This is a genomic window from Streptosporangium sp. NBC_01810, assembly GCF_035917355.1.
Taxonomy (GTDB): Bacteria; Actinomycetota; Actinomycetes; order Streptosporangiales; family Streptosporangiaceae; genus Streptosporangium.
Map to the genome: position 1 here is coordinate 464846 of NZ_CP109070.1, position 26232 is coordinate 491077.

Below are 26232 nucleotides of genomic sequence, written 5' to 3' on the forward strand. Positions count from 1 at the left end.
GCCTTCCGCGGTGTTGTCGCCGGACGTCATCGGCGGGCCTCCTGCGGTGCGTGGCTCTGCCCGCAGGCGCTCTCGCCCCTGCTTTCCAGCAGCTTCTTGACCTCGGCGCCGCAGAAGAACCCCTGGCAGCGTCCGTTCATCGCCCGGGTGCGGCGGCGCAGCCCTTCCAGGGTGGCCGGTGGGATCGGCGACCGGAAGGTGTCGCGGATCTCGCCGGCGGTCACCCGCTCGCAGAAGCAGACCACGTGGCCGTAGGCGGGGTCGGCGGCGATCCGGGCGGCGTCCTGGTACGGGCGGGTGAAAGCCTCCCCGAGGTTGGGCATGCGGGGCGGCTCCGGCAGGTTCTCCCGTGGTACGAGCACCAGCCCGGCGCCACGGGCGAGCTCGGCGACGTGCTCGGCGATGGCGATGCCGGCGGTCAGGCCGGTCGAGCGGATCCCGCCGACCAGCACGTAGCGCTGTCCGGCGTCGGCCTCGATGAGGTAGTCGGGGTGGTCGCTCGCCGCGCGCAGACCGGCGTAGGTCGCGGTGACCTCCTCGCGCAGCAGGTCGGGCATCAGCTTCTCGCCCTTGCCCAGCAGGAACTCCAGCCCCTTCTCCGAGGTCCCGGTGTCGGTGCGGTCGACGAGGTCCTCGGCGGTGGGACCGAGCAGCACGTTGCCGTAGACGGTGGGGCTGATCAGCACGCCCTTGCCGCGCGAGCTGGGCACCGGCAGAACGATCTTGTTGACCATCGGGCGGGCGAGCTTGTCGTAGACCAGTAGCTCACCGCGGCGCGGCGTGACCGTGAAACGGTCGTGGCCGAACAGCCGGTCGATGACGTCGGCGCCGAGCCCCGCCGCGTTGACCACCCAGCGGGCCTTCACCTCCCCGCCGGAAGCGCGCAGCACCGTGTGATCGCCGAGGTCCTCGACCGAGGTGACCGCCCGGTTCAGCAGCAGCGTCACGCCGCGGCCGACCGCGTCCGCGGCCAGGGCGAGGTTGGTGGTCCAGGTGCAGATGATCGACTCGTCGGGAACGGTCAGGCCGCCCAGGACGCCTTCCCCGAGGTGGGGAAGTTGCCGGTACACCTCCTCGGGGCCGACGATCTCCGTCCTGCCGTACCCGTTCTGCTCCGCCTTCCGGCGCAGGCCCGGCAGCGCGTCGAGCTCCTCGGCCGTCCAGGCCACCAGCAGGGCGCCGGTGTGCTCGACCGGAATGCCGGTCCGCGTCGCGTACTCGGAGAGCAGATGGTAGCCCTCGCGCACCAGCCGGGATTCGAGGGTGCCGGGTTTGGCGTCGAAACCGGTGTGCAGGATGGCGGTGTTCGCCTTGCTCGTGCCGTCACCGACGTCGTCGCGCGCGTCGAGCAGCGCGACGCTCAGCTCGTACCCGGCCAGCTTCCTGGCGATGGCCGAGCCGACGATGCCGGCACCGATCACCGCCACATCGAATGTGGTGTTCACCGTGCTCCCTCCCGCGTCAGGGCGGCGTTGACCGCCTCTCCCCACCGGGAGCGGAAGTCGGCCGCCTGATCGGCGGACCATCGGGGTTCGTAGGTCGTGCTGGGCTCCCACGGGTCCACCGCGTCCGCGAGGGAGAGCGACGGGTCCAGCGCGGTGCGGGCCAGCGCCACCGCCCCCATCGGGGTGGCGTGCTGGGAGGGGTAGACGTCGATCCGGATCCGCATCAGGTCGGCGACCGCCTGCATGAGGACCCTGCTCCGGGTGAGCCCGCCGTCCACGCGCAGCCGGGTCAACGGCTGCCCGAGGTCGGCGGCGACGAGGTCGCCGAGCTCGGCGACCTGCGCCGCGATCCCCTGCAGTACGGCGAGCACGAGGTGCCCGGAACCGGTGGAGAGGGTCAGCCCGGAGAACGACGCCTTGGCGTCGGGACGCCACCAGGGGGCTGCCAGGCCGGCCAGCGCCGGCACGCACAGCACCCCCTCGGCGTCCGCCGCCGCGACCACGTCCAGGTCCGCGGCGGTACGGATGAAGCCGAGATCCTGGATCCACCGTACGGCGGAGGCGGCCGTGTAGACCTGGCCGTCGAAGCAGTACGAGGTCTCCCCCCGGACCCGCCAGGCGACCGAGGCGGCCAGGCGGGCGGTGGAGCGCGCGGCGGAGGTGCCGGTGTTGGCAAGCAGGAACGCGCCGGTGCCGAAGGTGCACTTCGCCTCTCCGGCGTTCAGGCAGTTCTCGGCGAGCAGCGCCGCCTGCTGGTCGACCACGAGTCCGCCGACGGGCACGTGCCCGCCGAACGCGGAGGTGTGGCCGACCACCTCGTCGCAGGAGACGATGCGCGGCAGGCGCTCCCCGCCGAGCCCGAACAGCTCCAGCAGCTCCGGATCCCAGTCGCCGTCGTCGAGCCGGGTGACCAGCGACCGGCTGGCCGTGGCGACGTCCGTGACGAACTCCCCGGTCAGACGGTGGATGATCCAGGAGTCGGAGGTGGTGACCACCCCTTCACCCGTCACGTTCCGGCGTAGCCAGGCCATCTTCGGGGCGGAGAAGTACGGGTCCAGGATCAGCCCGGTGGTCGCGGCGATCCGGTCCTTGAACTCCTCCAGCTCCGCGCAGATGCTCTCCGAGCGGCGATCCTGCCAGACGATGGCGGCCGATAGGGGCTCACCCGTTACGGGGTCCCAGGCCAGGACGGTCTCGCCCTGGTTCGCCAGCGTGACGGCGTCGATCCGCACCCCGGCCCGCGCGACGGCCTGGCGACCGGCCGCCAGGACCGAGTCGAGCAGTTCCCCGGGGTCCTGCTCGACTCCGCCTGCGGGCAGGTAGGTGGGGCGGACCGGGAGCTCGGCGAGGCCGAGCACCTCACCGCGGGCGTCGACGACGATCGCCTTGGTGCCGGATGTTCCCTGGTCTATCGCCAGTACCGTGGTCACCGCCGGTGGGTCCCCTCCGTGCGCCTGCCCTTGGCCGCATCCGTGGCGTCGGTGGTCAGCTCCGCGTCGATGGAGTGCATGTCCGGCATCACCAGGCCCTTCGTGCCCTTGGTGAGAAGGAGGTAGGCAAAGTACACGGCGCCGATGGCGAGCATGATGAGCACGTAGATCCACGGCTCCACGAATGAGGCGTCACGGAAGAGCAGCAGTTCGAACGCGAGCCAGATCAGCGCGACGACGATCACCGGGATCTCCCAGCGGCCCAGGTCGAACCCCTTGCTCGGCGGCAGCGACTTCCGCTTGACCACGTACATGACGACGGTCCCGGTGTAGATGATCGCCGGCAGCAGGGTGGCGGCGGCGAACAGACCGAAGAGGGCGTCGGTCCGGGTGGAGAAGACCGCCAGGATCAGCTCGCCGATGACGAACATGAAGACGGTGGCGTTCAGCGGGGTGCCGAAGCGCGGGGAGACCTTGTGCAGGCCCTGCCAGCCGGGGAAGCGCTGGTCGCGGGACATAGCCCAGACCAGCCGCACGCCGGTCATCAGGATCACCATGCCGCAGGCGAAGATCGCGATGACCACCAGCACGAGCAGACCCGTACCCACGATCGGGCCGAGCGACCGGCTGATCACGTCCGCGACCGGGGTTCCCGACTTGGCCAGCTCGACCGGGTCGCCGGCGAGCAGTGTGACGGCGACCAGGAACAGGAAGCCGAGCACACCGGAGGCGAGAACCGCCTGCCACATGGCGCGGGGGACGACGCGGGCCGGGTCCTTGGTCTCCTCGGCGAGGTTGGCCGCCGACTCGAAACCGACGATCGTGAACGCGCCGAGCAGGAAGCCCAGCATCCACGGGCCGGCCGAGGTGAGGGTGCCAATGCTGAGGTAGCCCTCGGACGGGATGGCGCCGGTGCTGAACAGGTTGGCGAAGTTGACTTCCTTGGCGACGAATCCCACGATCAGCAGCAGCAGGACGAGGGCGATCATGCCGATCAGCTCCGCCGTCACGGCGAAGTTGTTGACCCGCTCGGTCCACTTCGTGGAGAACCCGACCAGCAGCGCCTGGCACATGATGACCACGCCGGTGATCACCCAGGCGTTCAGCGCGGTGCCCTCGTAGCCGAGCAGCACGGGCATCACGGTGGAGGCGATGGTGTAGTCCACCGCCACGACCACGACCGCGAGGAACGAGAACGAGACCCAGCCGATGATCCAGCCGAGGACGGGGTTGGCCAGCCGGGACATCCACTGGTAGGAGTAGCCGGTCACCGGGATGCGCGCGGCCAGCGAGCCGAAGATGAACGCGACGGCGAGCTGACCGATGATCACGATCGGCCAGGTCCAGATACCGGCCGGTCCCGAGGTGTTCAGCACCGAACCGTACGTGGTGAAGATGCCGGTGGCGATCGAAACGAAGGCGAACGCCACGGCGAACGAGGCGAAACGCCCGGTGCCCCGCGTCATCGCCTGCTTGTAACCGAATTCCTCAACACTTGCGCCGCTCTCCTGATTGCCCGGCGCGGGTGGTGAATACTGGGTCATGGACCTACAACTCCTGTGTTTCCTGTCAGATGGTGCATCGGTGTGGTAGTCCGAGCCGGGTGGCGTTGCCGCGCCGCCCGGCTCCTTCGACAGTCGAGAACGTTCAAGACAGCACGATCACCCCGCCCTTGCGGGTGATCGTGTCCTGGATGCCGGAGGGGGGTTCCGCCTCGGTGATGAGACCGGCGAACTCGCTCACCTCGGCGACCCGGTGCCGGGCGACCAGGCCGAACTTGCCTGAGTCGGCGAGCACGTAGGAACGCGTCGCGTTCCTGAGGATGATCTTCCGAACCGCGATCTCGTCCAGGTAGTAGTCGGTCAGGCCGGCCACGGCGTCGACGCCGCCCGATCCGAGGAACGCGATGTCCGGGTGCAGGTCCGCGAAGAACGCCTGGGCCACCGAGTTCGAGAGCGCGAGGTCTCCGCTCCGCAGCCTGCCCCCGCAGACGAGGACCTCGATGCCGGGGTGCTCGGAGAGTTCGGCGGCGACCAGCAGGGAACACGTGGCCACGGTCCCGGAGAAGTCAAGTGGCAGGGCACGGGCCACCTGGACGGCTGTGGTTCCCACGTCGATCACGATGGTCTGGCCGGGATGCACGAGCGCGGCCGCGGCGCGGCCGATGCGCCTCTTCGCCTCCGCCGCGGTCCCGGCGCGTTCGGCGAAGGGGAGTTCCTCACCGGACGACTGCCCGAGCGCGATCGTCGCGCCTCCGTGAACGCGCGCCAGCTTTCCCTGGCGTTCGAGCAGTACGAAGTCACGGCGGATCGTCTCCGCTGACACGCCGAGCTCGCGAGCGAGGTCGTCCGTGGTGACCACGCGAGAGGTCCGGAGCGCCTCCCCGATGCGCGAATGCCGCTCAGCGGGCAGCATGGTTGCCCGTTTTTGTGGAATTCTGTGCATGCATGACGGGAATTATGCTTTGGTGTGGTTACCAAGTCAATACTTTGCGCTATCGAGTTGGAAACTTTTGCTGGGATCCCGCTGTCGGCAGCCCGAGGGAGTCCCCCCTGACCTGGTTACATAAGTGAGCTATAAGGCCCCGGTGACTCTGCCTGTCCGTGACCGCCCCGGGCATCCTCGGTCATTCGCGGGCATCGCGGCCACTCTCCGGCCGTGCGGGCCGTGTGAGCCGTGCGGGCTGTGTGAGCCGTGCGGACTGTGTGAGCCGTGCGGACTGTGCGGGTCGCGCGGCGGCGCGGCCCCCTGCCGGGAGCCGGTCTCACCCGGGTGCCGGGCCCGTGGCCGACCGAAGGTGTCACGGGCCCGAAAGCCGCCCATGGCACGGCCGTGGCCGGTGTCCTGTTCGGACGGCACGGCACGATCGTGGCCGGGGTGGCCGCGCTGCGTGCTCGCGCACGACTACGCCGTCTACGTCGAACCCAACGTCTGGGTGCGCCATCCCCTGGACTGACCGGGCCCGCGAGCCCTCACCGTTCCCGCCGGATCAGAGCCGGGGCCGGGGCAGAGCCGGATCAGAGCCGGGGCCGGGGCAGAGCCGGATCAGAGGTCGGCCGCGCGCGGGGGTGTGATCTCGGTGCCGGTGTTGCCCGTTCATGGTGTTTTGCGAGAGAGACCCAATTGAGGGGGGCGTCAGGCTCTCCGCCTGGTCGAACGGGCGGCCCTGAATTCTGCACCGCCTCATCGCGTGTCTCTCAGGGTTTGGCCATGGTGACTTCGCGAGCGACGGCAGAGGGGGCGGCCGGCGGAGCTCCAACCCCCGGAAGGGCGATTTCGGGCAAAAGCCCTTCCGGGGGTTGGAGCTCCGCTTCTTCGTTCACGGCCGGTCCGGCCGATGAGACGTGCCGAACGCCTTGATTACCTCAGTGTGTTTGGTTCCTGTTTATCTACAGAACCTGTCGTGGCCGTCGTCGTAGCCGTCCAGCCAGCCCCTGTCGTAGTCGCTGATTCTCAGTGCGAGGCCGGGCAACTCGCCCGCTTTGGCCCTCGGCCTAGAACAGTCCTGTCCGGCGGCTCGGTAGCCGTCTCGGTAGCCGTTCCAGTACCCCCCTCTCGGGTCCCTGGCCGGTGGGGCCAGGTCCGTCGTTGGCTTGCTCTGTTGAGCGCTTGCCGCCGGCGGTGTGGGATCCGGCGTGGCCGAGGCGTGCGAGATCGAGGCCGGTCCGAGGGTCAGGGCCGCAAGAAGCGCCGGACCGAGCACCATAAGTTGTCGCTTGCCGTACATGGGTTCCTCCTCTGAATGGCCGCGAGCATGGATCACTTGGCGGCCATGGGCAACAGGCACGATATAAGGCGAATCCTTTGGCGCAAAGGATCTAATTGCTTGCTTTCTTGTTCTTGCGGCAGACTCCGGCAAAGCCAATTTAACCTCCGGATTTGTTTGTTCCGATTATTTTTGGGAACCTGTCGACTTTTCCGAAAGAGCGAAAAGGCCATGGGCACTCGCTTGACACGGGCGGCGCCGGGCACCGGTACGGACTGCTTGTCCAGGGGGGGGCTCGGCCTGAGGCCGAGTGGTGATGTCGATGATCGTGGTACGAGATCGCGCTGGGCCGCCGCCGGTCCGGGGGGCGGAGCCCTCGGCGCCCGGCCGCGTCTTTCCGAGGCGCCTGGAGGGGCGCGAGAAGATACGCGATGGAATGGCCGCGTACTATGCGCGATCGGTGGATAGCGACCGCAAGGTGAACGCGGACAGGTACCGGTACGTGCTGCACACCACCGCTGACCCGGATGTGTTCATCGCCGAGATCGATACCGCCTTCGACGTGCCAGGAGGAGCGACGACCATGTCGCTGGTACAGATCTTCCGCCTTCGCGACGGGAAGATCGCCCTGCTACGTGAACACTTCGCACCGGAGCAGGTGGACTGAGGAGATGCCGGATACCCCGGAGCCCTCTCCAGGGTTCCGGGAGCAGGTCACAGGTAGCGACCGCAGGGGTGGAAACCCCGGTGGTAGTGGAAGCACATTTCCACGACGAAGGGGCGGCCGTCCTCGTGGAACACGTCTCCCGTCTTCACCTGACATCCCATTAGGTACATCCCGTTAGGTCATCAATCATGTGGTGATCGGGGATGGCGGGTGAAAGGAGTGGGGTTGTCGAAGCCCCACTCCTCTTCTAGCTGTTGCCGTGACTCTGGCTAATGACCGCATCGACTACAGGTGCTCCCACCGCAGTGGTCTGGTGCCTGGGCGGAGGTGAGATCGACGATGGGCTCGAACACGAACGTTGGCGAGGTCGTTTGATCGGTGGTGGTATCGACCGGTGTGTTTGTGCTCATGGGCTTCCTTTCAAAGTGTGTCCCGCCGTGGGCAGGTCACAGATCGCCGACCCGTCGCCGGGTCGATTTCCGCGCTGTTTCAGGTGACCTCTGTGAGGTCGGCGCGGAGCCTGATGGGGATGGCCCTCGGGGAGTCGTGGCCGGGCCTTCCCTCAGTAACGGTCAGCGGCGACGCAGACCACGCCCTCGGTGACAAACCTGGTGAGCATGCCGGTGACCTGGTCAGAACCGACGCCGACCGCTGCGATCACCTCCGTGACGTTCCGGGTGCCGTCGCAGTGGTCCAGCAGGGCGGCGGTGGCGTCGTTGATCCGGTAGACCCGTACGGCCGGCTCACCCCACTGGCGTTGCAGCAGGATCGACGTGTGCCGGGCGGGTAGTCGCGCGGGCGGCACCTCGGCGGTGACGTCGTGATCGAAGAACGCGACCCGGACGGTGGGGGAGATGCTGAGCACCCCACCTGCCGGTGTGCCCTCACCGACGGCCCCGTCCGGAGCGAGGACCGGTTCGAGGACCGGTTCGAGGTCATCCGGAACGGCGGCGGTCGGTTTTCTGGCCACTTGGGCTGCTTGGGCTGCTTGGGCCGTATGGGCTGCCTGGGGCATTTGGGGTGCCTGGGTCGCCTGAGCCGCTTGGGCCGCCTGGGTCGCCTGCCGGTCACGTGCGAGCTGTCCGCACAGCAGTTCGTAGCGGGCGAAGTCGACCAAGGGCGCCGACGCGCGGCCGTCGATCCACGCCACCAGTCGCTCGGGCTCCCCGGAGCCCGTCAACCCCTCGCCCGGTTGCGGTCGGCGAACGGTGGCGGAGGCGAACCCCTCCAACAGCTCCGGGTAATGGGCCTTCAGCTCGGCGACGGTGACGGGCAGACAGGCTGTCACCTTCTGCACCAGCTTGCTGCGGACGCTCTCAGCGGTGACACGGAATCCCGCGGGTGGAGCGCCGGCCAACATGGCCAGCTCGGCATCGCTCAACCCGTAGCGGTGCTGCAGCCGCGCGGGATCCTCACGCAACGTCGCCAGTTCGGCCTCGCAGGTCAGCACCGCGGCCAAGGCCTCCTGTAGGCCCATCAGGTGCTCCCGGTCATGGACGGGCCGGCAGGCGAACGTCGTAGGAGGGTACGGGCCTGGTCGATCTCCACCAGCAGCTCGTACGGATCATCCGGGAAGTTCCGGTCGCGTTCCACCAGGGTGGCCTGAACGGTGGTGCGGCCCACCAGTTCGGCCAGCAGGTCCCACACGCGGGGTGGTACCGGTTCACCATGGGTGTCGAGGGACAACTCCCTATCGTCCCCGTCCTCACCGCCCGCCAGGTGCACCTGCGCCACCCGCTCCACCGGGATGGTGTCGAGGAACTCCAGCGGATCAAAATCGTGATTGCGGGCGTTGATGTCGAGATTGGTCAGGTCCAGCAACAGGTGACACTCGCAGTTCTCCATCACCTCGGCGATGAACTGCGCCTCGCTGAGCGGGCCGGCCAGATTCACGTAGTAGGTGATGTTCTCCAGCAGGAACGGTGCCCCCACCGCGTCCTGCACTTTCTGCGCCCTGCGTCCCAGCAGGCGCGCCGTCTCCCGGGTGCGGGGCAGCGGCGCGAGCACCCCCAGCGCGACCTGATCCGTCCGGGTGAAACACAGATGGTCGCTGAACCACGGCGCATCGATCTCGGCCACCAGAGCCGCCAGTGCCTCAAGGTAGTCTCCATCGACTTCACAGCCCGAGCCGATGGACATTTCAACCCCGTGCGGCACGATCGGGAATCGGGCGGCCAGCGCGTGCAACCGTTCCCGCTTGTCAGTAGGGGCGAACAGGAAGTGCTCAGTGATCACTTCTAGCCAGTCGATCCGGTCGGCATGCTGGTCGATCATGTCTGCGAGCTCGGTCCGGTAACCCAGGCCTGAGCCCAACTCGCGCAGTTCGAACACCGTGCACCCCCAAGATTCGGCGTGTGTCGCCATCTAGGGATCCTGGTTGCCAGTCCTTTTGAATGATGCCCGAGCCCGTTCCCGCCACACTCCCGAGATGGGCAAATACTGAATTAGGCTGATAAAAGCTGATATACACCGAAATATGGAAAGTCTTGATGATGAGTTCTTAGCGTCTGCGAAGATTCAATTTTCGAAGTGTCTTGGATATACGGGTCAGGGAGCCCCTCGGTGTTCGTCGCCGCGGACGATGGCCGGTGACCGCGGCTCGGCGTCTGGAAGATGCCGCAGGTCAGGGATCCGGGAGCAGGGCGTGGGCGAGCTGATCCGTGACCCAGCTCTCCCAGTGCTTCGTGGTCCACGCGCATTCGCGGGTCATGACGAGGAACAGGTCCGGTGAGAGCAGGGCGACGGTGATGTCGGTGGCCCGGCGCCGGGTCAGTCCAGGTCTCAGCGCGGTCAGCCCGGCGAGGACGGCGACGAACGTGCTGTGGGCGGTGCGCCGCTCCTCGCTGTTCTGGGCACACTGGGCGGCCATGTCGGCATCGCTCGCCGCCGCGTCGCGCACCACCGCCAGGACGGGGGCGACCCGGCCGAGGATGACGCCGGACTCGTGAACCCACCGCCGGATGGCCGTCGCCGGGTCCGGTGCGGCCTTCAGCGCGACGAACCGGGGCCGTTCGAGAAGCGGGACGGGCTCGTCGTCACCCATGGAGGCGACGTCGACGACGTGCTTGAGGAGACAGCCCTTGTTGCCGTAGTGGAAGTAGACGGTCGGGGCCGACACCCCGGCGGCGTCGGCGATCTCCTGGAAGGTCGTCCCGGTGTAGCCGTGGGTGACGAACAGCCGGTGCGCGGCTTCGACGATGCGGAGCCTGGTCTGCGCGGATCTTCGGTTCCGGCCGTTGACGTCTGACACCAAACTATAGTAACACTTTAAAGTATAACTTTAATAACTTCAGATCCGCGCCGACGCCCCTCGCCGGCCGGGAAGGGGTGACCGATGACGGCCCTGGGCGGATTCCATCACGTCAAACTGCCGGTCTCGGACGTGCGCAAGAGCATCGAGTGGTACGGGCGGGTGCTCGGCCTTGAGGTGGCGATCGAGTTCGTCGAGGCGGGCGTGCTGCGCGGTGTGGCACTGCGCGACCGGGACGGTACCCTCATGCTGGCGTTGCGCGAGGAGCCCAGGCTGGCAGGGGAGCTGCGGGGGTTCGACCCCGTCGCGCTCGGCGTACCGACCTACGACGCGCTGGTGGAGTGGTCGGATCACCTCGACGCCGCCGGCGCGGCCCACTCCGGAATCGCCGAGGCCAGCATCGGATGGCTGATCAGCGGGGTGACCGACCCCGACGGCATCGAGATCCGCCTCTACACCCTGCAGAAACGCGGGTGAACCCACCTCTGACCACCGGCGGCCAGGACGGCGCGGGTCCGCCGGTTCGACTACACCGAACTGGTGGCGCGGGTGCGGGCTCTGGGACGGCACAGCCAGGAAATCGGCCGGCGGCAGACCGGGCTCGGCCGCCGGCCTACCGCCGTCGTTTCCCTCATGACCGCCACGCTGCCCCGGATCTCGAAATAGGGCGGGGTGCTTCCCGGCGTCAGTTGGTGCGGGTGTTGGGGAGGTGCTCACCCAGGTAGCCGATCCAGACCTTGCCGGTGGTGCCGGCTGAGTCGTCGTGGAAGTACAGCCGGGGCGCGGGGTATCCGACGGGCCGGAGCTTGATGTGGGACTCCATCAGCATCTGCCCGCTCGGATGCACCTCGGGTGGTACGGCGAAGACGCGGGGGGCGCTGAACTTGGCGCGGCTGACCACGCTCTTGGACTCGCGCATGGACAGCATCCCGGTGGGGATGGTGAGGCGAGTGGGGGAGCCGTTGGTGCACCAGTCGTAGAAACCGCCGGCGAACTCCCGGCGGGAGCGCGCCCCCGCGAAGTCGTCCAGGGCGCGCAGCGCGTCCCACGCCTTCGCCGCCCAGGTACGGCACTGGACGTGATGCTCCAGGTCCAGCCGGGCGGCGGCGTCGTCGATGTCGCCGACGCCGATGTGACGCAGGCTCTCGCGGGCCTCGGCCAGGACCTCGATCAGGCCGCCGGGTTCGAACACGGGTTCGTCCCCGGTCACCCCGTACACCGGCTGGCCCGCCTCGGCGAGCCTGCGCTCCAGCCAGCGGACCCGCTCGGCGAGCTTCCTGGCGTTCGTGACGGCCTCGGCGTACTCCCCGCTGAGCAGTAGGTGCTCGTCGCGAAGCTTCCTGATCTCGGCGGCAAGCCGGTCGCTCGCGTCCTCCGTCCTGGCGGGAGGCTTGGCGTGAGGTCTGGGGGGAGGTTCGGAGTGAGGTTCGGCGGGGAGCCCGGTGGGAAGTACGGCATCGTGTCGTTCCGCGACGGCGTCACGCAGCTCGAAGACGATGTCGCGCAGGCCGGAAAGGTGCGGGCCGAGCGTGCGGACCTCGCGGAGCACCCGGCCGGAGTCGCCCGAGGCCTGGGACGACGTGGCGAGTCCCAGGGCCGTCTCCAACTCCCCGCGCAGTTCCTTGACCACCAGGTCCGCGACACTCTGGGCGATCTCCGCCACGCCGGAGGTCGGCCCGGCTTCCACGGCGACCGTCTCCCCGGTCTCCGTGTCCTTCCCGGCGGCGACCTCGGCGACCTCGGCGTTGCCCTCGGTCTCCCCGGTGTCCTCGGAGGGCTTGGCGACCGGGGAGGCCGTGGGCCGGGTCTTGGCCATCATCCGCCGCAGCAGGTCCTCGCGGGCGGCATCGGTCTTCGAGGGCCGGGACGCGGCGGCGGCGATCTCGCCCAGCTCGGCCCGTCCGGCGAGCACGCGGTAGACGGCACTGAGCGTCCGCCGCACGTCTTCGGGGAGCTCACGATGGGCGGTCTCGCCGATCGCCCCGTCGACGATCCGATCCAGGGCGGCGGCGCCCCAGCTGCGGATCTTGGCGTCGCCCATGGGCAGGTGCCGACGGGGGTAGCGCTCCCCGGCAGGATCGAAAGGGGTGAAGTAGGTGCGGATCGCTCCGCCGAACACGCCCAGCTCCGGGCCCATCGCCTCGTTGAACCGGTCCTGGGCGCTCAGGTCGGCCAGCCGTACGACCAGGCCGACCCCTGCGACGCCGTCGGCCAGTCGACCGGCGCGCTCCCGCGCCGCCTCGGGATCGCGGGGGTTCGTGGAGACGACCAGGACCGGCACCCGGCGGCGGGGTTCGGTCATCACGTGGACGAAGCGCCGCACGTCATCCTCGTGGAGGAGCACCGGGCCGCCCTCCACCTGGACGCCGCCGTCGCTGATCCGCGAGGTGCTCAGGTACGCCGGGAGGAAACCGGGTGCTTTCACCACCGCCGGTTCCTGCTGCGGCTCCGCTTCCCGGCCTTTCCGTCTTCCCGCCCTCGATCCCTGCCCGGTGGTCCCGGCATGTTCGGGCTCTCCATGCTGGTCCACGGTGACGACGACCCATCCGGTCATGCCCGGCACCGATTCGGCGTAGGTCACCCGGGTCCGCAGACGTGCCTCCCCCCACGGCTCGTCCAGCGTGTAGCGGCCGCAGTCGCCACGCCGCTCCATCACGAGCCGGGCTCCGCCCACCTCCGCCTCTACCTTCGGCGCCGCGGCGCCCGGGGCCGGGAACCCCTTCCGTACGACCCAGCCCGAGAAGGTACGGCGCAGCCGGATGGAGATCGGAGGTGTGGGGTCGCGTAGCACCGCCTGATATAACCGCGTCACGTTCGACGTCATGATCACAACACCTCATATGTCATCAACATCGGGGATGTACGGCTCGCGTCCGGTGAGCGGACGTCAGTCGCGCACGAGTTGGATGTCAGCGAGGCCCCGAGGGTTCCCGCAGGTGCGCATAGTGCGGCATGAACACTGATTTGGGAGGGAGTTCCGCAATATCGGTGCTGAATGAGGTGATATTTGGTGCTTTGGTGACGTGGAATCTCCGGCTGTCAAAGACCCGGCCGCCGCCCCCTCATCGGACGTCGCCAGTCCGGATACCGGCGGAAGGGGCGTTGTGGCAGACCTCGATCGCGAGGCGATGCGAGCAGTGGTGGAGCGGATCCGGCGCGAGCCTTCTGCTGGGCACGGGGGAGTTCCTCGCCGACCGGCTGCCGAGGATGCTGGTCCGGGGAGGATCGGCGGATCCCGGTAAAGTCCCCGCCGGGGGCTTCGACACCGGCGGATTTAATTTGGGATGAAAGGTGATGGGCGTGCTGGTGTGCACGAGCGCCGTTCCCATGACCGTCTGGCCGTCACGCTGCTTCCAGATCTCAAAGTGATAGAACCCCGCGGGGACGTTGACCCATTTGTGATGCTGCCAGGAGTTGCAGGTGAACTGCGCGACGGTGCCGATCGGACGCAGGGCCATCCAGTAAGTCGTGACACCGGACGGACAGGTGAGGTTCGACCAGATCTCGATATTGCCACTGACCGTCTGGGTCCAGTCCCCCGAGAAGATGCGCATGGTCATGCTCTCGATCGTTATGGGGAAACCGTGTCCAGAGGTTACCGGCGACGGACTGGCCGCCGGAGACGAGGTGGGGATGACCAGGGAGGGGACGGGACCCGTAGGGGTCGACAAGACTTTTTCTGTCACCCAGACCCCGGCGATCACCACCGCGGCCAGCACGACGATTCTCGCCACGGCGTGCACGGACTTTTTCCGTCTGGACGGCGCCGCTGCCATGGTGGCCCGAGCCAGCGCCGACCAGCGGTCCACCCAGGGAACAGGGTCGGCCCCACACGCCGTGGTGTAGGCCTTGACGAATTCCAGAGAGGGCAACGGCCCGGTTGGAACGAGGCGTCGCGCCAGAAAGCTGCCATGACGCCCCATATGTGCGCCGACCTCTTTGAATGAGGAGTTCCCGCGCAGTCGGCGCAGGTCCTCAATGAATCTTCTCGCCTCCGGAATCGTCGGCGCCTCAGGGTTTACTACCACCCCTTTTTTCCTTTGTGCGGCGACCTGATCAAATGTAAGGGCGGCTGCGAGCAATGCGACCACCAGACCGGCCGAACTGGATATCTTGTCCGCGGCCTCCAAGCCGACGTGCACATAGATGGTGATCGCTACGGAGGTCACACCCGCTACTGCCGCCCAAATGGCAAAACGCGTGTTCATGGCGATATTATGGATCACTCACAGAAGAAAATTACCCTGTCGGATGTGCCGCGAAAAAATTCTTTGGAGCAGCCGGCCGGAGTTTGCCGCCCCTCCGGGGGGCGGTTTCCTGGACAAAACGGTGCGATATCCGGGGTGACGGCGCCGATGGTGAAGGTCGTGGTGGCCGCCGGAGCTTGGCGGGTCAGGCTCCGGCCGTTTCCCTCCGCGGTTCCGGCCGGATCCGGCAGCGGGACCTCCGGACCAGGGGGTGTCGCCGAACTCCGGGTCGATTGTGGGTGTCAGCCGGGCTGGCTGCTGTCCTTGTGCTTGCCCCAGCCGTGCCAGTGGTCGATCTCGATCCAGGCGCTGACCCGGCCGCGGTCCCGCTGCGGATACTTCTTCCCGAGGTACTGCTGGGCCAGCCGGTCGATGTCGGTCAGATCCTTGTCGTCGCGTATGTCGGCGACGTGCCCGATGATGCTGACGTGGGTGTACCAGTTGTCCTCTTCGAGCACGGTGAGGGCGACCCGGGGGTCGTCGCGCAGGTGATTCAGCCGCTTGCGGCCCTCGTCCATGTTGACCAGGATCCGGCCGTCGTCCCAGAGATACCAGGTGGCGGTGGACACCGGCCGGCCGTCGGGCTGGAGCGTTGTGATGACGGCCGGATTCGGCCTCTTCAGCATGGCGACTGCTTCCTCGGGAAGCGGCGGGTTCGACATGATCTCTCCTCTTCGCGTCGGCGTCTCACGTCCCGGACGGTGACGGTTACGCTACCTTCCGTACGCGGTCCGTCCCGTGGTGGAGCGCCGAGGGAACGCCTGTCGAGGCCGGAATCCCCGGCCCCGCACAACCGGCCGCAGGAGTGAGAGTGCCCATCTCAGGTTGAGCCGCAAACCCTCGACCTTGGCACTTTTCCCGGACCAAGGCCGGTTTGGGGCTCATCAAGGGCAATACCTGTCCTTCGTGACTCCTCCGCTCCCCGAAGGCAGCGGCTTCTCGTTAAGCCGCTGCGGCGTCACAAAGGGCAAGCCCTGTCCTCAGGATATGGACGGCGAGAGGGGCGCCCACTCACCGCGATCGGGCGAGCCGGAACCCCAGGTCGTCGATGCGGAAGGTCGGGTGACTCTTGCGGCGGCACGACGCTCGGCATCCCCGGGGGTGATCGTACAGACCTCCGCCCCGGAACACCCGGTACGGGCCGTAGACCTCGGGATCGTAGACGTCCCAGCACCACTCCCACACGTTGCCGATCATGTCGTACAGGCCCCACGCGTTCGGCGCCCTGGTCGCGACGTCGTGCACCTCGCCGCCGGAGTTCCCGCGGTGCCAGGCGATCTTGTCCAGCTCCCCGTAGCGCACGCCGGAGGTCCCGGCCCGGCACGCGTACTCCCACTCCGCCTCGGACGGGAGGCGATAGCCGTCGGCTTCCCGGTCGCAGACCACGTCCTGACCGTCGGGGTTGTCACCCATCAAGTAGCAGGGGCCGAGCCCCGTCGCCTGAGAGAGCAGGTTGCAGAACCGGACGGCATCCATCCAGGAGACCTCGGTCACCGGCGTCCGCGGCCCCGCCGAACTCGCGGGCACCTCACCTCGAACGGTGCGGTACAGCTCGCGGGTCACCGGATACGGCGCCAGCTCAAAGGCGCCGACCTCGACCTTCCAGATCGCCTTCGTGCCCTCGTCCCGCAGGAAGATGCTCCCGGCGGGAATCTCGATCATGTGCTCGGCGATCGCCTGGCGCGGCGTCGACTCGGGGCTCATCGTAGGTCCTGTTCCACCCGGCTGGTCCGTGTGAACGACATGCGGACACACCTGTTCGCGAACGCTACCAGGGGAGGACGGGCAGCCCCGCGGGTCTCGCGCGCAACAGCAGCATGTCATCGGAGTCGATCATCGTCGCGTTGGCCCGATCCCGGTTCGCCTTCCAGGCCGGACCGCCGTAGAAGAGGGCTGCCCGGTGCCGGGCCGTCGATGTCCGGGCGGACTCGGCACGCCTGGGGATTCCGACGGGATCTCCTAGCCTCGGGCGGATATCTGCTGTACGGCCCAGCTGTTGCCGTCCGGGTCGTTGAAGAAGACGAATCCGACGTTGTCCAGGGGGTCAGGTTCGGGATTCGGGCTCTTGCCAAGGACCTGGATCTCGCTGACCTCCACCCCTCGCTCGACGAGCTGGGCACGCGCCGCGTGGAGATCCGAGACGACCAGTTGCAGCCCTCGGAGCGAGCCCGGCGCCATGTCCGTGAGCCCCTTCCCCACCACGATCGAGCAGCCAGAGCCCGGAGGGGTCAGCTGGACGACGTGAACGTCGTCGCCGACCTTGGTGTCGTGGTCCACGGTGAAGCCGAGTCGCTCGGCGTAGAAGGCCTTGGCGCGGTCCACGTCGGAGACCGGCACGACCACCACTTCCAGGGTCCAGTTCACAGTGCGTTTCCTCTCGGCGACGGGATGACTTCCAACGCACGTCTATCAGCTGCCCCCGACAAATCCATGTGATCGGGATGAGACGCCGGAGCGCGAAGATCACTCGCCGTGGCTGATAAGTCTGACGGCTCAGGTTGGGTAAGGATCGGTGGGTGCTCGGGGACCTCTCGTGTGCCGTCGATGCCCGCCCGGCGGACCGGGGTGACGAGGCGCAGTACAACGACATCTGTCGAGGCCATCAGGAACTGCTCAGGGCCGTGACGATGGACGGCGGGAATGTCGAGGACCGGGTCGAGAACAACGTCAGGAACCGCTCCCAGGCACCCTTTCCCGGAGGTCGGCCTGGAGGAGCCCGTAGCCGCCGGTGACGCGCCAGTCCGGGGTGTCCGCGTCGAGGTTTTTCAGGGTTGCCGGGGGGATGCCGACGGCCACGTCGGATTTGAGGGTGCGGAGCGCGGCGACCGGGCCGGGAAAGTACGCGACCGTGTCGGCGAACGGGGTGGTGGGCGGCCATGACCGGTCGCCCACCAGCCGCCGGTAGTTGAGATCGCCCTTCATGATGGTCAGTGACGCCCGCTCGAACAGAACCGCGAGGTCGGTGGGGAGACGACGGAAGGACCAGGGCGCGCAGTAGAAGTCGTGGACGTAGGGCGAGAGTCTCCCGTCCGCGGTCGCCTTCCGGAGTCGGTGGAAGGACGCGCCGTCTGTTTCGGCCAGGCGGGCCAGCGTGTCGGCGAGGTCGGCGGTGGTCGCGTCGGAGACGTAGTAGGGGTACGGCTTCAGATGGAGAGCGACCGAGGAGGCGTGCCCGTGTTCCAGGAGGTGGTCGATGAGAATCAGATCCGCGAGCAGTTCGCGCCCGCTGTTGTCGGCCACCACCACGACCTCGGCCCCGGGAGAGAGCGCGTTCCACACCTTCGCGCTGTCGTCGCAGACCAGCTCGGCACTCGATGATTCGGCGAGGGTGCCCATTTTGAAACTCAGGTCGGCGCGGTTGCCCCAGAGCGCGGCCAGCAGCTTTGCCCGACCGGACGCGCCGGCCGCCGGCCGCTCAAGGTCGTCGAGGGATGCCGGCTCGGCACGCTTGAGAGGGGCGAACGGATCCACTCCTTGCCACGGTCCCGGCTCGAAGAATCCGACCGCCTCAAGCACCCGCCGGTAGAAGTACGACTCCGACCAGAGGAAAGGGGCTTCCAACCATGGTTTTCCGAAGTGGTCGGCACCCCAGACCGCCCACACCTTCCGATCATGGGCCCGCGCGCCGAGCGGCTCCATCACCCCGGAGAAGATCTCGGTGAGCAACGCGTCGAGGGCGTCACGCTGCTCGGACCCGTACGAATTCGTGTCCTTGATCTTCGCTACCAGCTTCGGAGTACGATCGTGCCAGACCTGCCAGGCGTAGCCCTCCGGATCGCTGTTCAGCAACTCGGGCGGTAGCTCTTCATTCACCGAAGTTCTCTCGCTCCTCGTCGGCGGGTATCTGACGCGTGCGTTCCAACCGTACGCGTCGAGGTCGCGAAGACCGAACGCCACCCAGCTGGCCGTGACCGTACCTTCAACCGCGCGGACGCCGCCCAGCAGATCATGGCGGTGGGTCGGCCGCGCCTCTCGGGTCGCCCGCCGGAATGGTCGCAAATAGGTGACGGCGGTTCGGTGTGATGGGTTCTGTCGGATTTAAATGCTATTGATGGCCGTCGCAGTGATTCCGATGATTTGTGGAGCTATTAGATGGCAACGGTCACCTTCAGAGATGAGACCGCGGCGGGAAAGCCGAAAGAGGAGTTCACCCTCCCCGACCTGCCGGAGAGCATCTCGGCGCGGGAACTGGTCCGGCTCAGGGTCCGCGAGGAGGTCGCCCGGTACAACGAGGCCCCCGCCGCCCGGTTCAACGGCCTGGTCCGTCCCGAGGACGCCGAGGTGGAGTTGAACGGCTACCGGATGGGCGCGAAGCGGCGGATCGACTGGGAACGGCAGGCGGACACCGCCGAGCGGGCGTTCCAGCGCAACGGGTTCGTGCTGCTGATCGGGGAGCGGCAGATCGACGACCTGTCGGAGACGGTCGATCTGACCTGTGACCCGGTTGTGTCGTTCATCAAACTCGTTCCGCTGGTCGGTGGCTGACCAGGCCACCCGCCGGCTCGACACCTGAGAACCGCCCGGACGCGGACGGCCGCGCCCGGGGGTGATCAGGAGAGCTGGGGCGGGTGGCCGGCCGGGCGAAGAGGCCGTCCTGCACGGCCGGCAGCTCGTTGTAGGTGCCCTGCTGGACGATGCGTCCCTCGTCCATGACCACGATGCGGTCGGCGGCCACCACCGTGGAGAGCCGGTGGGCGATCACCACCCGGGTGGCGTTGTCGCCGGCGTGGCCCTGAGCCGCAAACCCCGCTACCTCGGCCGTACGGCGCAGGAGGCGCGGCTCGTCGCCCGCGGCGAGGCCGACTACCTCGGCATTCCGGGCTTCATGTTCGACGAGCCGGCGCGCGCCCGCACGCACTCGGTGCCCGACGCCCCGGTGGCCGGCGGAGGCGGCCGGTTCCGCGGCAAGCCCGGAGACCTGGCCGCGGTCCTGTCCAGGTACGGCCACCTGACCGTTCAGCAGGAGCGGGGGCCGGAGGCGCCGGCGTGGGTGAGGTCGCCGGTGGTGACGGTGACCGGCCGAGGGGGCGTACGGTGCCGTGCAGGAGAATCCACAACCTCATGATCTGAACCCCGAACACGCCCTAATCGGGTGACCCCGGGTTCGGGGACGTGGGGGCGCAGCCGTGGGTGACGAAGTAGATCTCCATGGAGATCGACCCGTTAGGGGCGGAGAGGTCGTGGAAGTTCCGGGTCACGGCCGTTCCGAAGATGCGCGGGTACGTCTCGCGGATGGCCGTGTTGACCCGGGTGGCCAGTTGAACGCCGCCTCTGGCGCCGCCGTCGGAGTCGGAGCCGAAGGTCAGGACCATGCCGACGCGCCGTCCGGCCAGGTTGTCCCGGTACCTGCGCAACTCTTGGCGGACCTGTGCGGTCAGTACGCCGTCACCGGCACCGGGGGTGACCCGGAACGAGAGCGTGACCGGTTTCGCCCGGACGCCTCCGATCAGGCCGGTGCAGGGAGAAGCCGAGGGGGCGGGTCTGGCGGGACTCTTTTCCCCAGGTTCCTTCTTGGCCGGGCTCTTCTTCTCCGAGGGCTCCTCGGGCTGGTGTTCTCTCTCCGAGGTTTCCTTCTCCGGGGTTTTCTTCTCCGAGCTCTCTTGCTCCGGGGCCTTCTTCTCCGGGGCCTTCTTCTCCGGAGGCTTCTCGGCTGAAGGCTTTTCGGCCAGGGGCTCTTCGGCCGGTAGCCCTTCGGCCGGGGGCTCTTTGGTCGGGGGCCGGGCGGGGGCAGGCAGGGACTGGAAGGGGTCCGGTTGGAGCCGAGCGGTGTCCGTCACGAGGTCGGTGGGTGAGGGGGGTGGTGCCTGCGCTCCCAGCATGATGATCGTGAGTCCGAGCAGCAGGTCGGCGAAGAGCCAACCGGCCATCAGGGTCGTGCTGGAGGTTCTTCGGCGGGCGGTCACTGCGGGGTCCGAGCTCTCTGGCGTGAGTCCGGCTCGTCGTCACCGCTGTCGTCTGCTTCGTTGTTGCCGTTGCCGTTGCCGTTGCCGTTGCCGTTGCCGTTGGCCTGGTCGTTGTCGCCGCCGTCGGCCCGGCCGCCTCCGCTGTCCCCGCCTCCGCTGTCCCCGCCGCCGTTGGGGCCCTCGCCGTTGCCTCTGCCCTTGTCGTTCTTCCCGTCCTTGCCGGGACCGCCGGCCGGGGCGAGAGCCCAGAGGCCGTCGGCCGGAAGCCGCAGCCGGGTACTCGCCTGCTCCGAGTCGGTCACCTCGCGTTCTGCGAGCTCCCTCGAAGGCAGGTCGGCCAGCACGCTCGCGAGCGCGGTGGGAAGCCGGTCGAGCGCCTCCCGCGTCTGCTCCAGCAGGGCGACCGTCTCGATGGTGGTGTCGATCCGGGAGGCGTGGATCCCGGTGGCGGCGGACCAGCTTTCAAGGGCCTCCCGGATCTCCGTACCGGTGCCCTCGAAGGTCCGGTGAAACTCCCTGGCCGTGCCCGCGATGCTGTCGGTGACCCGCGCGCCGAGCAGGTCGACCGCCTTCTCCGTCGACGAGCCGACCGAATCGATCGAGATGGCCGCGCGGTCGACGGCATGGCCGATGCCCGCCGTCACGCCGACCAGCTCGTTGATCCGGAGGTTCAGGCCGGAGACGCTGCCCTGAACCGACTTCATGGACCGTACGAGTTCGTCGTTGAACGCCTGGCGCATGTCGAGGGTGGTCCGGGAGATGGTCGTCGACAACTGGTCACCGGCATCGGTGACGGCCCGGCCGGCCGTGGAGCCCGCGATGTCGATCACGGCCGAGAACCGGGCCACCGCCGCGGCGAGGTCGTCACAGGTGCTGTTGACGGCCGCCAGGTGCCCGCCCAGATGCTCGACGGCGTCGCGCACGTCGATCGCGCTGCCGGCCAGCGCGTCCGTGGTCTTGCGGGTGGCCTCCAGGGTCAGGGTGAGCGCCTCGACCAACTCGGTGTGCACCTTGCGCGCCGTGGTCCCGACGAAGCCGATGTCGGCCGCCGCCTTGTTGAGTTCGGCCCCGAACCGCTCCGGTGAGGAGAGGCGGACCTTGCCGAGTACCAGGCTCGCCTCGGTCAGCGCCCCGCGAAGCCGGACGCGGAGGGCACGCAGCGTCCGCTCCGCGGCGTCCTCCCTGGTGTTCCGCGTGATGTTCTCGAACACGGTCCAGCAGATGAGGCAGAAGATGGCCGCGAGGGTGCAGAGCGCGATGTTGTCGAACTCGAAGAACCCCGGCAACCTGCCGTCGAAGCCCTGCTGCCACATCTCCAGGAAGGGCCGTCGGGCCGCGTTCAGGCCGCCGGCCTCAAGGACGTCGCCGTAGGCGCCGGTGGCCATCATCAGGCCGAGCCAGGTGATGAAGATCGGTACGAAGACGAGGGCGGGACCGATGGCGCCGCTGAGCCCTCGTCGCCACCCCGGTCTCCTCGGCGAGGACGTGGTTCCCGCCGGTTCCCCGTCCACGAGGATGGTGTCATCGGGGGCGAAGGCGGCGAACAGATCGACCTCGCACCAGTGTCCGGCCGTGTCGGGATCGGTGACCGCGTCTGCGAGGTCACGTAGCTGGTCCTGACGGGCCGCCAGGTGGGGGTGATCGGCAAGCTCGCGAAGCTCGCCGGCAAGCTCCAGGTCCGTCACGGACAACCGACATCCCCTCCTGATGGCGCTGAGCGCCTTTTCGGCAATCCGGATAGACCGATTCATGCCTCTGGGAGGCGTGATCATTTTGGCATATGGCGCGCATGTCAGCGGAAAGAACGGTCCGCGGCGGAGGAGAGCGCGCTGGATCGGCGCCGGCGGACGCGGACGGCGCCGTGCGGCACGGTGAACTCCGGTGGTGCGATGAACTCCGGTGGCACGGTGAACTCCGGTGGCACGGTGAACTCCGGTGGCACGGTGAACTCCGGTGGTGCGATGAACTCCGCGGTCAGGTCCATGAAACGGAGGCTTGGAGAACTCGATTCGTGGCATCGGGTGAAAGGGGGGGACCGGACCGAGGAAACGGAGTTCACGCTTGGGTGCGGAGACAGATCTGGACGACGCGGAGGTGATCAAGCGTGCCCGGCATGATCCCGCTGCTTTCTCGGTGCTGTTCGACCGGCATGCCTCCGCCCTGCACCGTTGTGTGACGCGGCGCCTGGGGGGCTCGATGGCCGACGACATCGTGGCCTGCTGAGCGGCGAGATCGGCGGTGATAGCGTCGGTGACCGCTGCCTCGGGCACATTGGCGGGGGTGATGCCGACCGCGGCGATCAGGCCGGTGTCCAGATCGGTCAGCACGTGCCGTTTGTAGCCGTCGAAACGTACCGCGCGGGATTTGCGGCCGTGGCGCATGTCGGTGTCCGCGGCGCCGATGCGCCGGTCCTTGGCCACGCCCCGGGCCAAGACCGTGCTGCCGTCCTCGGCGATGGTGACGTCCTGGTCGCGGATCTGGGTGGCGACGGCCGTGCTCGCCGCCGCGGCGTCGGTGCCCGGCCCTGCCGGCTGGACGGCGATGAACGCCTCGACCGCGGCCCGGCGGCTGCCGCGTGCGTAGCCGCGGTCGACGAGTGGGTGTGAGATTGATTCCTATCGGCCTTGCCAGACCGGGACGCGCTTCTCCTTGAACGCGAGCGCGCCCTCGCGTGCGTCGGCGGAGTCGAAGACCGGCGCGAGGATCTCGCCCTGGCGGCGGAACGCCTCGTCGGGCTGCCAGCGGGGCGCCTCGGCGATGATCTGCTTTGCCGCGGACACGGCCATCGGGGCGTTCGCCGAGATGGTGCGCGCGAGGTCCTGGGCGACCCGCAGCGTCTGGCCCGGCTCGGCCAGCCGGTTCACCAGTCCGTAGGCGTGTGCATCCTCGGCGGTGATCGGGTCGCCGGTGAGCAGCAGTTCCAGGGCGCGGCTGCGTGGCAGGTGGTGGAGAAGGCGGAGTGCTCCGCCGCCGCGGGCGACCAGTCCGCGCTTGACCTCGGGCAGGCCGAGGACGGCGGTCGAGGAGGCGACCAGGAGGTCGCAGCAGAGCAGGATCTCGAAGCCGCCGCCGAGCGCCCAGCCTTCCACGGCCGCGATCAGCGGCTTCGTCGGCGGCCGCTCCACGATGCCGGCGAACCCACGGGTCGCCGAGCGGGCGACCTCACCGTGGGTGAACGCGTCCAGGTCGAGTCCGGCGCAGAACGTGCCGCCGGCACCGGTGATCACGCCGACCCGCAGCGCGTCGTCCTCCTCCAGCCGGTCCAGCGCCGCGGAGACGCCCTCGGCGACCGCGCGGTTGACCGCGTTGCGCTTCTCGGGCCGGTTCAGTGTGATCGTGAGGATTCCGTCGTGCGCGTCCACTAGGACGGCACCACCCGTTTCCTTCTCCATGTGTCCTCCTCGGACGTCCCAGGCTGGCTGGCGTGTTATTCTACATCAAGAACAATGTTCAATGGAGGATGGAATGTCGACGACCAGGTTGTCCGAGGAGACGTCCGCGATCCTGAGTGGCCTGGAAGGCTTCCTCCAAGCAGAGGTCTTCCCGCTGCACGAGAAGCATGCTGCCGTGCTCAACGAACCGCGCGGCCGCTACGACGACAGCGGTCGGCACGTCGCTCAGGTCGAGGAGTGCCGCCGCCGGGTCCGTACCGCGTCCGCGGAGGCCGGCTTCTTCACGATGAACGTGCCCGAGGAGCTCGGCGGCGGTGGCCAGGGCGCGGTCACGACGTACGCCGCCTGGGAGCTGATCTACCGGCTCAGCGGGCCGCACCGCTGGCTCGCCCACGAGGCGCTGGCGCATTGGGCGACCGGTCCGAGCTTCGTCTTCGGGCTGGTCTCCGCAGACGTTCGCGATCGGGTGCTGCCGGGCCTGATGTCCGGCGAGAAGACGATGTGCTTCATGATGTCGGAGCCCGAGGCGGGTTCCGATGCGTGGTCGATGCGGACCAGGGCGGTTCCCGATCCGTCCGGCGGGTGGCGCCTGACCGGCACCAAGCAGTGGACGACGAACGGTCCCTACGCGGACTACGGCCTGGTCTTCGCGGTGACCGACCCGGCCGCGCTGGCCGAGCGCAGCGGCGGCCTCTCGGCCTTTCTCGTCGACATGGACGCGCCCGGGCTCCGGGTGGACAGCGTCATCGGCCTGTACGGCGAAAGCGGCGGCAACCACGCGATCATCTCGCTCGATGACGTCCACGTCGGGGCCGAGCTCCTCGTCGGCGAGGAGGGCCGGGCTGCCGGCATCGGCCTGGGCGGGATCAGCCTGGGCCGGATGTACAACTGCGCCAAGTCCGTCGGCCTGGCGCGCTGGGCACTCGACCAGGCGCTCGACTACGCCGCCGAGCGGCGCTCCTTCGGGAAGGTGCTCGCCGAGCACCAGGGGGTGATGTTCCCGCTGGCCGAGTCCGCGACGTACGTGCACGCCGCGCACGTCCTCGGCCTCGACACCGCCACCCGGATCGACGCCGGCGAGGGCGCCCTCAAGGAGTCGGCGATGTGCAAGATCCTCTCCACCGAGATGGCGACCCGGACGATCGACCGGGCGATGCAGACCCTTGGCGGCATGGGGATCACCACCGAGGTGGGGATGGCCGAGGCATGGCAGATGGTCCGCACCGTCCAGATCGCCGACGGGTCCGCGGAGATCCTGCGCCGACTCGTCGCCGGCCGTCTGCTCGCCGGCGACCGCAATCTCTGATTCCTTCGAGTAAGGTGGCGCGTTTCTGAAATCATTTGCCGAGTAAGATCGCGCGTTTCTGAAACGATGCCGACCGCGCGGCTCCGAAAGGACGAGATCCATGACCGATGACAAGGACCGGGCACCCGCGGTGACGCGCGCCTTCACGGTGCTCAGCGCCTTGGCGCAGGGCGGCCCCTCGGTGCTCGCGGACATCGTCGAGAAGACCGGCATCAACAAGAGCACGGTCTTCTACATCCTCCGCACTCTCACCGCCCTCGAGGCGGTCGACTACGACGAGCGGATGCGCACCTACCGGCTCGGCCCGGCCCTGCTCGAGCTGGGCGCGGCGGCGAGCAGCCAGTTCGGCGAGCTCTCCCTGGCGCGCCGCTACCTCGGCGAGCTGCTGGAGAGGCTGATGGCCACCATCGTGATCTACCGGCGGGTGAGCACCGAGGAGATCTCGCTGCTGGACAAGCTGGAGCGTCCCAACCGGGTCCGGATCACCCTCCAGCCGGGCGAGCGGATCCCGATCCAGGGCGGCTCGTTCGGTCGCGCCTTCCTCGCCTACGAGGACCCTGCCTCGCTGGAGGTGATCCTGCGGCACGGACTGCAGGCGTTCACCCCCAAGAGCCTCACCGACGTCGCGGCGTTCCGGCAGGAGCTGGACCTGGTCCGCGAACGCGGGTGGGCGGTCGACCACGAGGGATACGCGCTGGGCATCTCCACGGTCGCGGCCCCGATCTTCGACGCCGACGGGCGGGTCACCCTGGTGGTGGCCGCCGTGGGCTTCTCCAATCTCATCGACGACGACACCGCTGCCGAGTACGGCGTCGAGCTGCGCCAGGTCTGCGACCGGATCGGCGAGGCCAACGCGCAGTCGCGGCAGCTGAGTAGATAGGCACCG

Annotated in this window: 28 protein-coding genes and 1 pseudogene; 9 read left to right on the plus strand and 20 right to left on the minus strand. The window is 68.3% G+C overall.

The features are described from left to right. Positions 1 to 26 precede the first annotated feature (26 nt). The 4 genes from OIE13_RS02140 to OIE13_RS02155 form a co-directional block, all read right to left on the minus strand. Entirely contained in the window at positions 27 to 1445 is a 1419-nt protein-coding gene (locus tag OIE13_RS02140; protein ID WP_326643683.1) for an NAD(P)/FAD-dependent oxidoreductase, read from the minus strand. Then, positions 1442 to 2875 (minus strand): FGGY family carbohydrate kinase, encoded by a 1434-nt coding sequence (locus tag OIE13_RS02145; RefSeq protein WP_326643681.1) that lies wholly within the window; start codon positions 2873 to 2875, stop codon positions 1442 to 1444. The genes OIE13_RS02140 and OIE13_RS02145 overlap by 4 nt, the downstream gene beginning before the upstream one ends. Then, on the minus strand, positions 2872 to 4419 hold the full coding sequence (locus OIE13_RS02150) for an amino acid permease (RefSeq protein WP_326643679.1): 1548 nt from the start codon (positions 4417 to 4419) through the stop codon (positions 2872 to 2874). Before OIE13_RS02150 ends, OIE13_RS02145 begins: the two co-directional genes overlap by 4 nt. A gap of 103 nt (positions 4420 to 4522) precedes the next feature. Next, entirely contained in the window at positions 4523 to 5290 is a 768-nt protein-coding gene (locus tag OIE13_RS02155; protein WP_326643677.1) for a DeoR/GlpR family DNA-binding transcription regulator, read from the minus strand. A gap of 406 nt (positions 5291 to 5696) precedes the next feature. Here OIE13_RS02155 and OIE13_RS02160 point away from each other — a divergent pair, with 406 nt between their 5' ends. After that, a complete protein-coding gene (locus OIE13_RS02160; RefSeq protein ID WP_326643676.1) occupies positions 5697 to 5831 on the plus strand; it encodes a hypothetical protein in 135 nt (44 codons plus the stop codon). A 429-nt stretch (positions 5832 to 6260) separates the two neighbouring features. On the opposite strand, the gene OIE13_RS02165 is transcribed toward OIE13_RS02160, so the two are convergent. Beyond that, positions 6261 to 6602, minus strand: a complete 342-nt coding sequence (locus OIE13_RS02165; RefSeq protein ID WP_326643675.1) for a hypothetical protein — start codon at positions 6600 to 6602, stop codon at positions 6261 to 6263. 457 nt (positions 6603 to 7059) lie between these two features. On the opposite strand from OIE13_RS02165, the gene OIE13_RS02170 reads away from it, so the two are divergent. After that, the gene (locus OIE13_RS02170) at positions 7060 to 7248 is read left to right on the plus strand and encodes a hypothetical protein (protein ID WP_326643673.1); all 189 of its coding nucleotides are present in this window, start codon (positions 7060 to 7062) and stop codon (positions 7246 to 7248) included. A 562-nt stretch (positions 7249 to 7810) separates the two neighbouring features. Here the strand turns inward: OIE13_RS02170 and OIE13_RS02175 are convergent. From OIE13_RS02175 to OIE13_RS02185, 3 genes are all read right to left on the minus strand, one after another. Next, a complete protein-coding gene (locus tag OIE13_RS02175) occupies positions 7811 to 8725 on the minus strand; it encodes a hypothetical protein (RefSeq protein ID WP_326643671.1) in 915 nt (304 codons plus the stop codon). Beyond that, entirely contained in the window at positions 8725 to 9612 is an 888-nt protein-coding gene (locus tag OIE13_RS02180; RefSeq protein ID WP_326643668.1) for a DUF692 domain-containing protein, read from the minus strand. Before OIE13_RS02180 ends, OIE13_RS02175 begins: the two co-directional genes overlap by 1 nt. Before the next feature lie 259 nt (positions 9613 to 9871). Next, entirely contained in the window at positions 9872 to 10498 is a 627-nt protein-coding gene (locus tag OIE13_RS02185; RefSeq protein ID WP_326643666.1) for a TetR/AcrR family transcriptional regulator, read from the minus strand. Positions 10499 to 10582: 84 nt separating this feature from the next. On the opposite strand from OIE13_RS02185, the gene OIE13_RS02190 reads away from it, so the two are divergent. Beyond that, a complete protein-coding gene (locus OIE13_RS02190; RefSeq protein WP_326643664.1) occupies positions 10583 to 10975 on the plus strand; it encodes a VOC family protein in 393 nt (130 codons plus the stop codon). A gap of 208 nt (positions 10976 to 11183) precedes the next feature. Here OIE13_RS02190 and OIE13_RS02195 read toward each other — a convergent pair whose 3' ends face one another. From OIE13_RS02195 to OIE13_RS02220, 6 genes are all read right to left on the minus strand, one after another. Then, the gene (locus OIE13_RS02195; RefSeq protein ID WP_326643662.1) at positions 11184 to 13322 is read right to left on the minus strand and encodes a hypothetical protein; all 2139 of its coding nucleotides are present in this window, start codon (positions 13320 to 13322) and stop codon (positions 11184 to 11186) included. A gap of 238 nt (positions 13323 to 13560) precedes the next feature. After that, positions 13561 to 14706: a hypothetical protein gene (locus tag OIE13_RS02200; protein ID WP_326829459.1), complete on the minus strand. Its 1146-nt coding sequence runs from the start codon at positions 14704 to 14706 to the stop codon at positions 13561 to 13563. 281 nt (positions 14707 to 14987) lie between these two features. Next, positions 14988 to 15407, minus strand: coding sequence for a PPOX class F420-dependent oxidoreductase (locus OIE13_RS02205; RefSeq protein ID WP_326643659.1), 420 nt, complete (start codon positions 15405 to 15407; stop codon positions 14988 to 14990). A gap of 349 nt (positions 15408 to 15756) precedes the next feature. Continuing rightward, positions 15757 to 16449: a formylglycine-generating enzyme family protein gene (locus OIE13_RS02210; protein ID WP_326643657.1), complete on the minus strand. Its 693-nt coding sequence runs from the start codon at positions 16447 to 16449 to the stop codon at positions 15757 to 15759. A gap of 255 nt (positions 16450 to 16704) precedes the next feature. Then, positions 16705 to 17109: a VOC family protein gene (locus tag OIE13_RS02215; RefSeq protein ID WP_326643655.1), complete on the minus strand. Its 405-nt coding sequence runs from the start codon at positions 17107 to 17109 to the stop codon at positions 16705 to 16707. A 303-nt stretch (positions 17110 to 17412) separates the two neighbouring features. Beyond that, a complete protein-coding gene (locus OIE13_RS02220) occupies positions 17413 to 18558 on the minus strand; it encodes a damage-control phosphatase ARMT1 family protein (protein WP_326643653.1) in 1146 nt (381 codons plus the stop codon). 279 nt (positions 18559 to 18837) lie between these two features. Between OIE13_RS02220 and OIE13_RS02225 the strand changes: the two genes are divergently transcribed. Continuing rightward, positions 18838 to 19230: a hypothetical protein gene (locus OIE13_RS02225; protein WP_326643651.1), complete on the plus strand. Its 393-nt coding sequence runs from the start codon at positions 18838 to 18840 to the stop codon at positions 19228 to 19230. Here OIE13_RS02225 and OIE13_RS02230 read toward each other — a convergent pair. Further along, a complete protein-coding gene (locus OIE13_RS02230) occupies positions 19202 to 19450 on the minus strand; it encodes a hypothetical protein (RefSeq protein ID WP_326643649.1) in 249 nt (82 codons plus the stop codon). The genes OIE13_RS02225 and OIE13_RS02230 overlap by 29 nt on opposite strands. On the opposite strand from OIE13_RS02230, the gene OIE13_RS02235 reads away from it, so the two are divergent. Further along, the gene (locus tag OIE13_RS02235) at positions 19436 to 19810 is read left to right on the plus strand and encodes a hypothetical protein (RefSeq protein ID WP_326643647.1); all 375 of its coding nucleotides are present in this window, start codon (positions 19436 to 19438) and stop codon (positions 19808 to 19810) included. The genes OIE13_RS02230 and OIE13_RS02235 overlap by 15 nt on opposite strands. A gap of 19 nt (positions 19811 to 19829) precedes the next feature. Here OIE13_RS02235 and OIE13_RS02240 read toward each other — a convergent pair whose 3' ends face one another. The 3 genes from OIE13_RS02240 to OIE13_RS02250 form a co-directional block, all read right to left on the minus strand. Next, the gene (locus OIE13_RS02240; RefSeq protein WP_326829460.1) at positions 19830 to 20612 is read right to left on the minus strand and encodes a hypothetical protein; all 783 of its coding nucleotides are present in this window, start codon (positions 20610 to 20612) and stop codon (positions 19830 to 19832) included. A gap of 32 nt (positions 20613 to 20644) precedes the next feature. Continuing rightward, positions 20645 to 22339 carry a hypothetical protein gene (locus tag OIE13_RS02245; RefSeq protein WP_326643643.1) on the minus strand — a complete coding sequence of 565 codons (1695 nt, stop codon included), beginning with the start codon at positions 22337 to 22339 and terminating at the stop codon, positions 20645 to 20647. A 101-nt stretch (positions 22340 to 22440) separates the two neighbouring features. Further along, positions 22441 to 22632, minus strand: a complete 192-nt coding sequence (locus tag OIE13_RS02250; RefSeq protein ID WP_326829461.1) for a hypothetical protein — start codon at positions 22630 to 22632, stop codon at positions 22441 to 22443. 77 nt (positions 22633 to 22709) lie between these two features. Between OIE13_RS02250 and OIE13_RS02255 the strand changes: the two genes are divergently transcribed. Beyond that, a complete protein-coding gene (locus OIE13_RS02255; protein WP_326643639.1) occupies positions 22710 to 22871 on the plus strand; it encodes a hypothetical protein in 162 nt (53 codons plus the stop codon). A gap of 68 nt (positions 22872 to 22939) precedes the next feature. Here the strand turns inward: OIE13_RS02255 and OIE13_RS36530 are convergent. Next, positions 22940 to 23068, minus strand: a pseudogene (locus OIE13_RS36530) (hypothetical protein); the annotation flags it as partial. On the opposite strand from OIE13_RS36530, the gene OIE13_RS02265 reads away from it, so the two are divergent. Continuing rightward, positions 23028 to 23231: a hypothetical protein gene (locus OIE13_RS02265; protein ID WP_326829462.1), complete on the plus strand. Its 204-nt coding sequence runs from the start codon at positions 23028 to 23030 to the stop codon at positions 23229 to 23231. The pseudogene OIE13_RS36530 and the gene OIE13_RS02265 sit on opposite strands and share 41 nt — an antisense overlap. A 32-nt stretch (positions 23232 to 23263) precedes the next feature. Here OIE13_RS02265 and OIE13_RS02270 read toward each other — a convergent pair whose 3' ends face one another. Continuing rightward, positions 23264 to 24040 (minus strand): crotonase/enoyl-CoA hydratase family protein, encoded by a 777-nt coding sequence (locus tag OIE13_RS02270; RefSeq protein ID WP_326643636.1) that lies wholly within the window; start codon positions 24038 to 24040, stop codon positions 23264 to 23266. Positions 24041 to 24113: 73 nt separating this feature from the next. On the opposite strand from OIE13_RS02270, the gene OIE13_RS02275 reads away from it, so the two are divergent. Both OIE13_RS02275 and OIE13_RS02280 read left to right on the plus strand, forming a co-directional pair. Next, positions 24114 to 25346: an acyl-CoA dehydrogenase family protein gene (locus OIE13_RS02275; protein ID WP_326643634.1), complete on the plus strand. Its 1233-nt coding sequence runs from the start codon at positions 24114 to 24116 to the stop codon at positions 25344 to 25346. A 100-nt stretch (positions 25347 to 25446) separates the two neighbouring features. After that, a complete protein-coding gene (locus OIE13_RS02280) occupies positions 25447 to 26226 on the plus strand; it encodes an IclR family transcriptional regulator (RefSeq protein WP_326643632.1) in 780 nt (259 codons plus the stop codon). The last annotated feature ends 6 nt before the right edge of the window (positions 26227 to 26232 follow it).

What these genes read in the sequence shown, in the direction of transcription:
- OIE13_RS02210 (WP_326643657.1), bottom strand. Translation starts at nt 16,449, where the DNA reads ATGAGCCCCGAGTCGACGCCGCGCCAGGCGATCGCCGAGCACATGATC.
- OIE13_RS02180 (WP_326643668.1), bottom strand. Translation starts at nt 9,612, where the DNA reads ATGGCGACACACGCCGAATCTTGGGGGTGCACGGTGTTCGAACTGCGC.
- OIE13_RS02165 (WP_326643675.1), bottom strand. Translation starts at nt 6,602, where the DNA reads ATGTACGGCAAGCGACAACTTATGGTGCTCGGTCCGGCGCTTCTTGCG.
- OIE13_RS02240 (WP_326829460.1), bottom strand. Translation starts at nt 20,612, where the DNA reads ATGGCCGGTTGGCTCTTCGCCGACCTGCTGCTCGGACTCACGATCATC.
- OIE13_RS02190 (WP_326643664.1), top strand. Translation starts at nt 10,583, where the DNA reads ATGACGGCCCTGGGCGGATTCCATCACGTCAAACTGCCGGTCTCGGAC.
- OIE13_RS02150 (WP_326643679.1), bottom strand. Translation starts at nt 4,419, where the DNA reads ATGACCCAGTATTCACCACCCGCGCCGGGCAATCAGGAGAGCGGCGCA.
- OIE13_RS02265 (WP_326829462.1), top strand. Translation starts at nt 23,028, where the DNA reads ATGTCGGTGTCCGCGGCGCCGATGCGCCGGTCCTTGGCCACGCCCCGG.
- OIE13_RS02155 (WP_326643677.1), bottom strand. Translation starts at nt 5,290, where the DNA reads ATGCTGCCCGCTGAGCGGCATTCGCGCATCGGGGAGGCGCTCCGGACC.
- OIE13_RS02270 (WP_326643636.1), bottom strand. Translation starts at nt 24,040, where the DNA reads ATGGAGAAGGAAACGGGTGGTGCCGTCCTAGTGGACGCGCACGACGGA.
- OIE13_RS02200 (WP_326829459.1), bottom strand. Translation starts at nt 14,706, where the DNA reads ATGAACACGCGTTTTGCCATTTGGGCGGCAGTAGCGGGTGTGACCTCC.
- OIE13_RS02205 (WP_326643659.1), bottom strand. Translation starts at nt 15,407, where the DNA reads ATGTCGAACCCGCCGCTTCCCGAGGAAGCAGTCGCCATGCTGAAGAGG.
- OIE13_RS02250 (WP_326829461.1), bottom strand. Translation starts at nt 22,632, where the DNA reads ATGGACCTGACCGCGGAGTTCATCGCACCACCGGAGTTCACCGTGCCA.
- OIE13_RS02175 (WP_326643671.1), bottom strand. Translation starts at nt 8,725, where the DNA reads ATGGGCCTACAGGAGGCCTTGGCCGCGGTGCTGACCTGCGAGGCCGAA.
- OIE13_RS02160 (WP_326643676.1), top strand. Translation starts at nt 5,697, where the DNA reads ATGGCACGGCCGTGGCCGGTGTCCTGTTCGGACGGCACGGCACGATCG.
- OIE13_RS02195 (WP_326643662.1), bottom strand. Translation starts at nt 13,322, where the DNA reads ATGACGTCGAACGTGACGCGGTTATATCAGGCGGTGCTACGCGACCCC.
- OIE13_RS02225 (WP_326643651.1), top strand. Translation starts at nt 18,838, where the DNA reads ATGGCAACGGTCACCTTCAGAGATGAGACCGCGGCGGGAAAGCCGAAA.
- OIE13_RS02280 (WP_326643632.1), top strand. Translation starts at nt 25,447, where the DNA reads ATGACCGATGACAAGGACCGGGCACCCGCGGTGACGCGCGCCTTCACG.
- OIE13_RS02275 (WP_326643634.1), top strand. Translation starts at nt 24,114, where the DNA reads ATGTCGACGACCAGGTTGTCCGAGGAGACGTCCGCGATCCTGAGTGGC.